This window comes from Pontibacter roseus DSM 17521 (assembly GCF_000373265.1).
In the GTDB taxonomy this organism is placed as follows: domain Bacteria; phylum Bacteroidota; class Bacteroidia; order Cytophagales; family Hymenobacteraceae; genus Pontibacter; species Pontibacter roseus.
In genome coordinates this window covers 1,041,826-1,053,584 of the sequence record NZ_KB890762.1, presented here as the reverse complement: position 1 = coordinate 1,053,584, position 11,759 = coordinate 1,041,826, and the positions used below count along the sequence as shown (strand labels likewise).

General features: G+C 53.5%; 8 protein-coding genes. 3 read left to right on the top strand and 5 right to left on the bottom strand.

The features are described 5' to 3' along the window. Window positions 1-272 precede the first annotated feature (272 nt). Window positions 273-1,457 (top strand): THUMP domain-containing class I SAM-dependent RNA methyltransferase, encoded by a 1,185-nt coding sequence (locus B051_RS0111260; protein ID WP_018478311.1) that lies wholly within the window; start codon window positions 273-275, stop codon window positions 1,455-1,457. Between the two features lie 692 nt (window positions 1,458-2,149). Here the strand turns inward: B051_RS0111260 and murA are convergent. The 3 genes from murA to B051_RS0111240 form a co-directional block, all read right to left on the bottom strand. Continuing rightward, window positions 2,150-3,454 (bottom strand): UDP-N-acetylglucosamine 1-carboxyvinyltransferase, encoded by a 1,305-nt coding sequence (murA, locus tag B051_RS0111250; RefSeq protein WP_018478309.1) that lies wholly within the window; start codon window positions 3,452-3,454, stop codon window positions 2,150-2,152. Between the two features lie 3 nt (window positions 3,455-3,457). Then, window positions 3,458-4,165 (bottom strand): DUF4290 domain-containing protein, encoded by a 708-nt coding sequence (locus tag B051_RS0111245; RefSeq protein ID WP_018478308.1) that lies wholly within the window; start codon window positions 4,163-4,165, stop codon window positions 3,458-3,460. Window positions 4,166-4,335: 170 nt separating this feature from the next. After that, complete coding sequence (locus B051_RS0111240) at window positions 4,336-6,588, bottom strand: ATP-dependent helicase (protein ID WP_018478307.1); 2,253 nt, start codon at window positions 6,586-6,588, stop codon at window positions 4,336-4,338. 285 nt (window positions 6,589-6,873) lie between these two features. On the opposite strand from B051_RS0111240, the gene B051_RS0111235 reads away from it, so the two are divergent. Together B051_RS0111235 and B051_RS0111230 are read left to right on the top strand one after the other, a co-directional pair. Beyond that, window positions 6,874-8,523, top strand: a complete 1,650-nt coding sequence (locus B051_RS0111235; RefSeq protein ID WP_245539611.1) for an ankyrin repeat domain-containing protein — start codon at window positions 6,874-6,876, stop codon at window positions 8,521-8,523. A 78-nt stretch (window positions 8,524-8,601) separates the two neighbouring features. Continuing rightward, window positions 8,602-9,186, top strand: a complete 585-nt coding sequence (locus B051_RS0111230) for a DUF3109 family protein (RefSeq protein ID WP_018478305.1) — start codon at window positions 8,602-8,604, stop codon at window positions 9,184-9,186. A gap of 107 nt (window positions 9,187-9,293) precedes the next feature. On the opposite strand, the gene B051_RS0111225 is transcribed toward B051_RS0111230, so the two are convergent. Next, window positions 9,294-10,259, bottom strand: coding sequence for a DUF6340 family protein (locus B051_RS0111225; protein ID WP_018478304.1), 966 nt, complete (start codon window positions 10,257-10,259; stop codon window positions 9,294-9,296). Between the two features lie 143 nt (window positions 10,260-10,402). After that, on the bottom strand, window positions 10,403-11,746 hold the full coding sequence (gene accC / locus B051_RS0111220) for an acetyl-CoA carboxylase biotin carboxylase subunit (RefSeq protein ID WP_018478303.1): 1,344 nt from the start codon (window positions 11,744-11,746) through the stop codon (window positions 10,403-10,405). Window positions 11,747-11,759: the final 13 nt, after the last annotated feature.

Below are 11,759 nucleotides of genomic sequence, written 5' to 3'. Positions count from 1 at the left end.
GGCGGCTATTTGCAGCAAAAATAGGTGTAAGAGTTAAGAGTTGAAAGGAAGTTAGAAAGTTAGAGAGTTTAGGAAAGAACAGTTATGAAGTACAATCCTACTCTGGCTATTGCTGGAACGAGCTCGAAGCACATGCCTTAGTAGGGAATGCTTTACTAATACCTGAACGAGCAACAAGTTCATATCAGCAGTGCTATACCTTCTCAAGTCCTAAACTTCCCAACTTTCTAACTCCTAAACTCGCTATCTTTGTACTTTATACAAGCAAGACAATGGCAAAACAAAAGCAGAGCGATAACTTCAACATGATTGCGACCACACTCACAGGGCTGGAAGAAGTACTGGCCGAGGAGCTTCGGGCGCTGGATATGGAGTTCGTCAAAGTTGGGAACCGTGCGGTAAGCTTTTCCGGGAACCTGCGGCAACTGTACGAGGCGAACCTGTGGTGCCGCACTGCCATCCGCATCCTGAAGCCTATTCGCAATTTCAAGGCTCGCAACGAGCAGGATTTGTACGAGCAGGTGCAGAAAACGAACTGGTCTGAAGTGTTCGACCTGAAGCAGACCTTTGCCATTGACGCCGTAGTGAGCCATTCCACCTTCGAGCACTCACTTTTTGTAGCGCAGCTGACCAAAGACGCCATTGTAGACCAGTTCCGCAAAGCTACCGGCGAGCGTCCCTCCGTGGACCGAATCCGACCGGATGTGCGCCTCAACCTGCACATGCACGAGAACATGGTCACCCTGTCACTCGACTCTTCAGGCGATTCGCTGCACCGCCGCGGTTACCGCCTTCAGACCAACGTGGCACCACTCAACGAAGTGCTCGCCGCCGGCATCATCTCGCTTTCAGGTTGGGACAGGAAATCCCCTTTTGTAGACCCCATGTGTGGTTCCGGCACCTTCCTGATTGAGGCCACGCTGATGGCACAAAACGTCGCCCCCGGCATTTTCCGCCGCGACCCCTTTGCCTTCGAGAGTTGGAAGGATTACAATCAGGAACTGTTTGAGATGGTCTGGAAAACGGCAGAGGCCCGCGAAAGAAGGGAGCCGCAGGCGACCATCATCGGTTACGACATCGACGCGGATTACGTGGCCGCAGCCCGCAAGAACATCGAAAATGCTGGCTTGGAGCATATCATCAAAGTGGAAGAGGCTGATTTCTTCCAGACCAATGCCCCGGCCGACCAGGGTGTGCTGGTCATGAACCCGCCTTACAACGAGCGCATTGTTTCAGATGACATCAACCAACTCTACAAGCAGATTGGCGACACCCTCAAAAACAACTACCAGGGCTTCGATGCCTTTGTACTGACCGGCAATTTGGAGGCAGCCAAGAACATCGGCCTCCGCGCCTCTCGACGTACCCCCCTGTACAACGGCGCAATAGACTGCCGCCTGCTGAAATATGAGTTATACCGTGGCAGCAGGAGAGGAGAGAGTAAAGAGCAGGAGTAGTTTAGTCTTAATGCTGCTTTGTAGCTGTTGTCTTTGTTGCCTGCTCGCTGCTTTGCTTTGTAGCCTCACCTGTGCGGCGGGCACTCACTTTTTGTCTTGACACAAAAAGTAAGCAAAAAAGTCAAGACGCTCCAAACTCGCTGACCGCTCGAACAGTGGAGCGCCACAAAGTGCACTTGGCAGTTGTCTTCCCTCTGTAGCTGTTGTTGTAAGCATGCCTTACTATACCTGACGGCTATACCTAGGCCTGGATGGCTCCACTGTCATCCCCATACCCATTCTGTCATTCCCACGAAAGGAGGAATCTGTTACCAATACTGCAGCCGGTGCGAGCGGAGCGGGAACGGGCGGTGAGACATGCTTGATTGTTCTAAACCGGTTCCTTCCTCTGCTGCCTCGACTCCCTCACAAAACCCGCATCTGCGCTGGCGCTCGAACCGCGGCCCGAATGGCGTGAGATTCTCCTTTCGTGGGAATGACAGCATGCGTTCCTAAGCCTGTCAGTACTCGGGCAGGCATCTTTCCTTGGATAGGCAGGGGTGGGTTAAGACAAGAGGTATACTTAAAGGTTATAGCTAGGATGCAACCTACATCGTCCATCACAAGAACAGACTCTAACCAGCCATACCCTACAAACAGCAAGAGCACCTTCATCAGGTGCTCTTGCTGTTTGTGAGAATTCATAATTAAGTTTACAGTCTTCGTATCTGAGCACCTAGTGCGTTCAGGCGGCCGTCGATGTTCTGATAACCGCGGTCAATCTGTTCTACGTTGTCGATGATGCTGGTGCCTTCTGCAGACAGAGCAGCGATAAGTAGCGCTACGCCGGCGCGGATGTCAGGGGAGGTCATGCGAATGCCGCGGAGCGGAATCTGCTTGTTCTGCCCAATAACAGTAGCGCGGTGCGGGTCACAGAGGATAATCTGGGCCCCCATGTCAATGAGCTTATCCACGAAGAAGAGACGGCTCTCGAACATTTTCTGATGCACCAGCACCGTACCCTTTGCCTGTGTCGCCACTACGAGCGCCACGCTCAGCAGGTCAGGCGTCAGGCCAGGCCAGGTATGGTCCGAAATGTTCAGGATGCTTCCGTCAATGTATGTATCCACTTCGTAGCGGTCCTGCTCCGGTATGAAGATATCATCGCCGCGGAACTCCATTTTGATGCCCAGGCGCTGGAACGTGTCTGGAATTAAGCCGAGTTCGGAAATCTGGCAGTCCTTGATGGTGATTTCAGAGCCGGTCATAGCGGCCAGACCAATAAAGGAACCGATTTCAATCATATCGGGCAGCATGCGGTGTTCTGTGCCACCCAGATTGTCGACTCCCTCAATCACCAACAGGTTGGAGCCGATGCCGCTGATGCGCGCACCCATGCGGTTGAGCATACGGCAAAGCTGCTGCACGTAAGGCTCGCAGGCGGCATTGTAGATGGTGGTTGTTCCTTCGGCCAGCACAGCTGCCATCAGGATGTTGGCTGTACCGGTCACAGAGGCTTCGTCCAGGAGCATGTAGGCTCCCTTCAGCTTCTCAGACGTCACGGTATAGAAGCTGTCTTCGGAGTCGTAGCTGAACTTGGCGCCCAGCTTTTCGAAACCGATGAAGTGCGTGTCCAGCCGGCGTCGACCTATCTTGTCACCGCCTGGCTTGGGCATTTTCGCCTTTCCAAATCGGGCGAGCATCGGTCCTACAATCATCACCGAGCCTCTGATGGCGCGGCCATGTTCTACAAAGCTTTCAGTCTCAAGGTAATCCAGGTTGATGTTGTCTGCCTGGAAGGTATAGGTATCCGCTGCTTCGCGTTTTACGGTCACACCCAGGTCGCGTAGCAGTTCAATGAGTTTGTTCACGTCCCGGATGTCCGGAACATTGGAGATGGTGACAGGTTCAGACGTCAGCAGCACGGCACACAGTATCTGCAGGGCTTCGTTTTTAGCGCCTTGCGGATAAATGTCGCCACGCAGCTTGTTGCCGCCTATTACTTCAAATGAAGCCATTTATTACTGTTTATTTCTTTGGTTGGAAGAAGTCGTTCTTACGTTTTTGCGGCCACGGTTGTCGCCTCCGCCGCGGTTGCTGTCGCCGCTGCGGTTTTGCTGTTGCTGCTGTTGTGGGCGGTTGCTACTGCTGCTATCCTGCTGTGCTCTGCCTCCTACGGACTCAAACAGATTGTTGCTCTCGATGTAGGCCAGGTCCATGTTCAGCTTTCCTTTGGAAATCTGCTGGATATCGGTCAGAATCACGTCATCGGTGATGCTGTCTTTGTTGTAGGAGCGGTAGAGGGTCTTCATCAGCTTGCCGATAGAGATGATGGCGGCCTCGCGCTCTTTCTCATCCTCCAGTTCGGTGGCGCGCTGAATCAGGAGCTCCACGTTCTGGCCGTAATGCTTATACCGGGGTGTGTTCAGCGGATACTCCATAGGTTGCGGCTTGTCGTTGAGGTACTCCATCGCGCTAAGCGGGTAAGGAGCGTCCACATCGAGCTTTGAGCCGGACATCACGTAGAGGTGGTTCCACAGTTTCTGTGCATAGTCCTGCGTTTCCCGGAGCTGCGGGTTGAGCTTCGCCATCAGGTTGACCAGCAGGTAGGACAGGCGCGTACGTTCGGCTCTGTCTTCTATTCGGAGTATGTGGTTCACAAGATCCTGTACGTTTCTGCCGTATTCGCGCAGCAACAGCTCTTGCTTAAAGGTAGTACTAGCTTCCATCTTATTAATTACGAATTAAGAGTTACGAATTACGAATTAAAAAATAAGAAATACGAATAATGACTATAAATGAATAACTGAAGAAGCCTTTACATGAAAGTGGGCTGCACCAGTTAGTCAATCACTCATCCATGATTCCTAACCCTTGATTCGTCATTACAATTACAGCTTTAGCTGTGTATGCGCAGCTTCGCAAAGCTGAGCAGGAGCGTTTTTTCACCCACTTCGTCAAAGTTGATGGTGGCCTTGGTGCTGTTTCCCTGCGTGTCCATCTTGGCTACTACGCCGAATCCGAACTTAGGGTGCTCCACTTTCATGCCTGCTGCCAGATTGGAAGTATCGCTCGGCTGGAAATCGGCTGGTGCGGAGTAGGCGGTGGCAGCCTGCTTGCGCGCCGGCGGCGATACCAGGCTGCTGATGCTGCTCTTGCGCTGCAAAACCCGGTCAAACACGTTGCCTCCGGTTGCAGTACCCGCGTCGCCGTACTTGAAGTTGAGGTATTTCGGGTCTATCTCGTCCAGGAAGCGGCTTTTCTCGCAGGCGCGCAGGTTGCCCCACTGGTAACGGCTGGTGGCGTAGGTCAGGTATAGCTTCTTCTCGGCGCGGGTGATAGCCACATAGAACAGGCGGCGCTCCTCCTCCAAATCGGCGCGGGAGTTAAGCATCATCTGGCTCGGGAAGAGGTTCTCCTCCATACCTACGATGAACACATTCTTGAACTCCAGTCCCTTGGCAGAGTGGATGGTCATCAGCGTCACAAACTCGCCGTCCATGTCGGCTTTGGTGTCCGCGTCCGTAATCAGGGCGATGTCCTGCAGGAAGGCCGAGAGGCTCTTGTCCTCTTTCTCCGGGTCGTCCACATACTCTTTTATACCGTTGAGCAACTCCTGGATGTTCTCATACCGGGCCAGCCCCTCCACGGTTTTATCCTGGTACAGGTCGTCGACGATGCCGGAGTGCTTGGCGATGTGCTTGGCTACCTCAAAGGCGTCGCTGTTATCGGCAATTCGAGCAAAATCCCGAATCATGATGGAGAAATTCTCGATGGCCGTACCCACCCGGTTGCCCAAGAATTCGGTAGCGTTCTGCACCACCTCCCACACCGAGTGGTTGATGTCGTTGGCAGTCACAAACAGCTTCTGTTCCGTTGTTTCGCCTATACCTCGTTTAGGGTAGTTGATGACACGGCGCAATGCCTGCTCGTCGTTCGGATTCACCGTGAGGCGCAGGTAGGCGATGAGGTCCTTGATTTCCTTGCGCTGGTAGAACGACAGGCCGCCCACAATCTTGTACTTGATGTTCATGCGGCGCAGCGCCTCTTCCATGGCCCTTGACTGGGCGTTGGTGCGGTACAGGATGGCGAAGTCGTCGTAGGAGAGGTGGTTGTTCATCTTCTCCTCGAAAATGGTAGTAGCCACCAATTTGCCCTCTTCGTTGTCAGAGTTCGCTTTGATAACTTCAATCAGCGGTCCCTGCTCGTTATCCGTGAAAACGTCCTTGCGCAGCTGAGCCGTGTTGTTTTTGATGACAGAGTTGGCAGCGTGCACGATGTTCTTGGTGGAGCGGTAGTTTTGCTCCAGTTTAAACACTTCCAGCTCTGGGTAGTCACGCTCAAAGTTGAGGATGTTCTGGATGTCGGCGCCCCGGAAGGCGTAGATGGACTGCGCATCGTCGCCTACCACCACAATGTTGCGGTTCTGAGCAGCCAGCTTGCGCGTAATCAGGTACTGCGAGTAGTTCGTGTCCTGATACTCGTCCACCATCACAAATTTGAAGATGTTCTGGTACTTGTTGAGTGCGTCCGGATGGTCCTTGAACAGCACGTTCGTGTTGAAGAGCAGGTCATCGAAGTCCATGGCGCCGGCCTTGAAGCAGCGGCTCTGGTACTGCTCATATATTTTGCCAATCTTCGGGCGCATGGCGGCCTCGTCGTCAGCCTGAATCACGGCGTCGTTGAGGTACTGACGCACCGAGATAAGCTTGTTTTTGGCTGAGGAGATGCGGCCCAGCACCACGTTCGGCTTATATAGCTTGTCGTCCAGGTTCATCTCCTTCACGATGTTGCGGATGAGCGTCTTGGAGTCGTCGGTATCGTAGATGGTGAAGCTCTTCGGGTAGCCAATCTTGTCGGCCTCAGCGCGGAGTATGCGGGAGAAAACCGAGTGGAAAGTGCCCATCCAGATGTTCTTCGCCTCGTTGCCAATCACTTTCTCAATACGATGGCGCATTTCCTTAGCCGCCTTGTTGGTAAAGGTCAGGGCCAGTATGTTGAACGGGTCTACCCCCAAACTAATCAGGTGAGCAATCCTGTAAGTCAGTACTCGTGTCTTTCCGGAGCCGGCACCCGCTATAATCATGGCTGGCCCTTCGGTGTGGAGCACGGCCTTGCGTTGCGACTCGTTCAGTAAACTAATATAATCCATTTCGTCTCTTCCGCGTGCGTCTTTAAAAATCTATGCAATTTACAAATTACTATCTGTATTAGGAATGCCGGTGGCACAATTAGAGAACCAGACGCGGCTCCAGATGGTTTCTTTAGGTAGGCCCATAGTTTGGCCTTTGTTTTGCGATGTGCTTCAAAGCCTTTTGTACCGGCACCAGGTATAGCCTGCGGGTCGAATCAGCGCATTTTTAGATAAACGGGACAATATCTTTATCTTTGCTGAACTGAGTGCGGCTAAGGCCTACAGAATTTTGATTGAACCGACATGCATTTTACCATAAGCCCCCGACCTGCCATGAAGAAACTCCTCTTGCTGCTGATGCTGTTGCCTGCCGCTCCCGTGGTGATGGCGCAGACCGGTGGTAAACAAGCCGGTGGCAGCACAATCTCCAAATCAGGTATGCAGGCTGCCCCCGATACGGTGCCTGTAACAACAGGGGAGAAGGCGGGAACTCCAATCCCGAGGACCAAGGAGCAGGTATGGCGCACGCCCGAAATGCAGGAAGCCGTGGATTTGTACATGGGCCTGCAGTACGAGGCTGCCTATGCCAAGTTCAGACAGGCGGCTGCCCGTGAAGAGGGTGCCGCCTATTATTTCATGGGACGCATGCACCAGTACGGAGAGTTGAAGGACCCTTCGGGGCAGCAGGATACGCTGCGCATCGTGAATCCAGAGACGTATTATACCCCCAGCCCTGACTCGGCCAGGTATTACTTTGAGCTGGCGCTCGAAAACAACAACCTGCTGGGTAACTTGGGTATGGCTGAACTCATGGTGCTGCGCTCGAAGGAGGACAAGCAGCGCTTCACGCAGCTGATGCGCAGCGCCGCCGTGGAAATCCGGGATATGGCGGTAGCCGGAGACGCTTTCTGTAACCGTATCTTGGGTAGTATGTACTATACCGGTTACGGCGAGATGCAGGATAAGGAATACGCCTTCAACTACATCAGCCGTGCTGCTAACAAGCACGATGTGGTGGCCTATGGCTCGCTTGCCAACCTATACCTGTCGGGGGAGGGCGTGGAGCCAAATGTGGAGAAGGCCGAGTTTTGGCTGAAGAAAGGAGCCGCAGCTGGCGAGCGGGGCGCGCTCTATACCTTGGGACTACTTTATGAAGAAGGAAACCTAGGGGAGCCGCAACCAGAGAAAGCCCGCGACCTGTACCACCAGGCCATCTCAAAGGGAAGCTCCCACGCCTTTGAGCAACTCAAGTACCTGAGCCAGACTGCTGACCAGAAACTGGTGCTGGCGGCCATTGAGCGTAACCCGGACATTGTGAAACGTACGCTGGCCAACGGAGCGAATGTAAACACGCTAGCTGTGCCTAACGGCTATGACTTTGATTTCAGGCTCCGCACGCCGCTCATGCACGGCATTTTTATCCCTCTGTTGCTTGAGGACTATGGTGTCATCTATGTGCCAGAGGTGCGGCTTCAGGTAGCCAGCCATCTACTGCGCAAGGGCGCCGATGTGAATGCAACGGACCAGGATGGCAAGACCGCTTTGCATTATGCTATGTCCGGTGCCCGCATCAATACGGAGCTATTTGAGATAGAGCAGGCGCAGCTCCTGGATACCATGTTCCAGTACAAAGCCGACCCCAACATAGTGGATAACTTGGGCAATACGCCGCTTTACTATGCCGTGCGTTTCTCAAACGGCACGCACCTGATGGAGTTGAGCAGGCTGCTGAAGGGCGGTGCCAACCCCAACATCCAGAACCTGGAGGGAAAGACACCGCTGATGCTGGCATGTGAGCTGAACGGGGGCAACGAGGTGATTGTGGCCTTGCTCAACGCCGGCGCTGACCCTGGCCTGCGCGACTTCGCCGGCAAGACCGCCATGGATTTGACCAAGCAGGAGAGTGTCAAGAACATCCTGATGGCCGCCGCAGCCAGAGGGAAGCAGAAGTAATTAAACTTATTTATCCTTAACTTTGTCTCCCTGTAAAGTTTCCATACCTGCTGCAGCGGGCTATTTGACCATACCTACATGATTGTCCTTCAGAATACCGTCATCAGCGATGACATCCGTGAAAATTTCTTTGTCTGTAACCTGGAGAAGTGCAAAGGTGCCTGCTGCGTAGAAGGTGACTTGGGAGCCCCACTGGAGGGGGACGAGTTGGCTATCCTGGAGCAGAACTACGACATCATCAAACCCTATATGTCGGATGAAGGCAGGCAGGCGATTGAAGAGCAGGGACACTACATCATTGACTTTGAAGGAGATTACTCCACGCCAACCATTGGGGACCGCGAGTGCGCCTATGCCATTTACGATGAGAACAAGGTACTGAAGTGTGCCATCGAGCAGGCCTATTATGATGGTAAAATTGGTTGGAAGAAACCGATTTCCTGCCACTTGTACCCAATCCGCATCACAAAATACGACGGCTTTGAGGCCCTGAACTACGACCGTTGGAGCATTTGTGCAGCGGCCTGTAACTTTGGCCAGGAGCTGGGCGTGCGGGTATACCAATTCCTGAAGGAGCCCCTCATCCGTAAGTATGGCGAGGGCTGGTACAATGAACTGACACAACTGATTGAGGAAGAGGAGAAGTCCGCCACACAGGTATAGCATATTGAAATACTCATAAAACGCGAAAGCCCGGCAGTTTATGCCGGGCTTTCGCGTTTACGGTAGGTATAGAAATGTCTACTGGGCTAGCTTTACTCCTGCTTCTATCACTTGAAGGCTTTTTTTCTGCCGCTTGCAGCCCATTCCTGCAGCAGGAGGGCCGCCAGTTTGTCTCCTTTCTGTACTGCTTCCATCGCCCATCGGGTAGCCTGCTCGTAGTTCCCGACAGCCTCGTAAGCCACTGCCAGGTTATGGGCTGCCTTCGCGTAGTGCTTGAATTCCTGATTTGAGGCAAGCGGCAGGAGCACCTCTATGGCCAACTGCCACTGCTGTGTGTACAGGTGCCCCAGCGAAGCAGAAAGCGGACCGATAGTGTGCACCTTTCTGTGCAGCAGCGCGGTCTGTGGGTATAGCCGGTCCCAATACCTGTAACCCGACTCAACAGCCAGCTTGTTCACGACAGGTCCCGCGTTGGCCATAGCCGGGCCGATTGCCAGCAGCCCGCTGACTACAGTCCGAGACTCGTAATAGTCCTCCACTTTCAGAGCCGCTTTGTCCAGCACAGCGCCGGTGCTGTCATAGAGCGTCCAGTTTGTGACCACCTTCAATGTGAAGTGGGCGGTTTTCATTTTGTCACCATCCTCATCCACTGCCGTCTCCACTTCTCTGTCCATATAGGCATCAAGGTTGTCCAGCGTCAGGATGAGGTGGCAAGGGTAGCGGCTGTATAAATCGCGTACCTGCTCTGCGGTGAGTGAGGGAGACTGCAGAGGGGAAGGAGCAGCTACTGCAGAGTCCTCATTGACGAGCACAAATGTAGAGTCGTTGAAAACAGCCCCCATGGCGCCCGCCACCGCCTGGTTTGCCCCTTTCTGGTATAGCTCCACTTTCCGGTCTTGCTTGTAGGGGAGGAGCGTAGCATCGTACCGGTTGACAACCAGAACCTTCCACTGTTCCTGCTTTACTGTAACGGCGGGTGGCTGTGTAGCCTCTACCAGAAGGGAGGAGGTGCAGCCAGCAAGTTGCAGGCAAAGCAGGCCGAACACAAAACCAGAAAACTTAATCTTTTGCATTTCTATATAGTGGAAGTTCAATCTAAGATAAATTGTTTCAGCATCAGAATAAACAGTCCTGATAAATAAAACAACGGCAGGGCATTAAACAAGAAAACCGGCCTCAGCAGCCGGTTTTCCAATTCGCTATACCTGAGGTATGGCTAGAGTGAGTCAAAGTCAAAGTTCTCCAGGTAGGCAGTGGTGAAGTTGCCTTCCTTAAAGCCCGGGTCATCCATCAGCTTCAGGTGGAAAGGAACGGTGGTCTTGATGCCCTCAATCACGAACTCGCTCAAGGCGCGCTTCATCTTCACCAAGGCTTCTTCACGCGTCTGTGCGCTCACAATCAGCTTGGCAATCATGGAGTCGTAGTTGGACGGGATGGTATAGCCGGAGTATACGTGAGAATCTACGCGTACACCGTGGCCGCCCGGCACGTGTAGGTTGGTGATTTTGCCTGGGCTCGGACGGAAACCGTTCTTCGGGTCCTCAGCGTTGATGCGGCACTCAATGGCGTGCATCTTCGGGTAGTAGTTCTTTCCGGTAATGCGCTCGCCGGCGGCTACCTTTATCTGCTCCTTAATCAGGTCGTAATCAATCACTTCCTCCGTGATTGGGTGCTCCACCTGGATACGGGTGTTCATCTCCATGAAGTAAAACTCGCGGTGCTTGTCCACCAGGAACTCGATGGTACCCACGCCTTCGTAGTTGATGGCCTTGGCGCCTTTGATGGCCGCCTTGCCCATTCTGTCACGCAAATCATCAGTGATGAAGGGAGATGGCGTTTCCTCTACCAGCTTCTGGTGGCGGCGCTGTATAGAGCAGTCACGCTCCGAAAGGTGGGCCACCTGGCCGTGCTGGTCCCCAATCAACTGGATTTCAATGTGGCGAGGCTCCTCAATGAACTTCTCCAGGTATAGGCCGTCGTTGCCGAACGCTGCCTTGGACTCGGTTCGGGCATCGTTCCAGGCCTTCTCGAACTCATCTTCGTGCTTGATGATGCGCATGCCACGGCCACCGCCACCGGCTGTCGCTTTGATGATGACAGGGTACTTGATTTTCTTAGCCAGTTTCTTGCCTTCTTCCAGCGACTTGAGCAAACCGTCTGAACCAGGTATGGTCGGTACGCCGGCTTTCTTCATGGTGTCTTTGGCAGATGCCTTGTCGCCCATGGCGTTAATCATCTCAGGTGTGGCCCCGATGAACTTGATGTTGTGCTCTGCGCAGATGCGGGAGAACTCCGCGTTCTCGGAAAGGAAGCCATACCCTGGGTGAATGGCATCGGCGTTGGTGATTTCAGCAGCCGATATCAGGTTTGGCATGTTCAGGTATGACTGCGCGCTTGGAGGCGGCCCGATGCATACGGCCTCATCGGCGAAGCGCACGTGCAGGCTTTCTTTGTCAGCGGTGGAGTAAACAGCTACCGTTTTGATGCCCATCTCTTTGCAGGTGCGGATGATGCGCAGGGCGATTTCGCCTCGGTTGGCGATAAGTATTTTTTTAAACATAGAATCGGTTTTG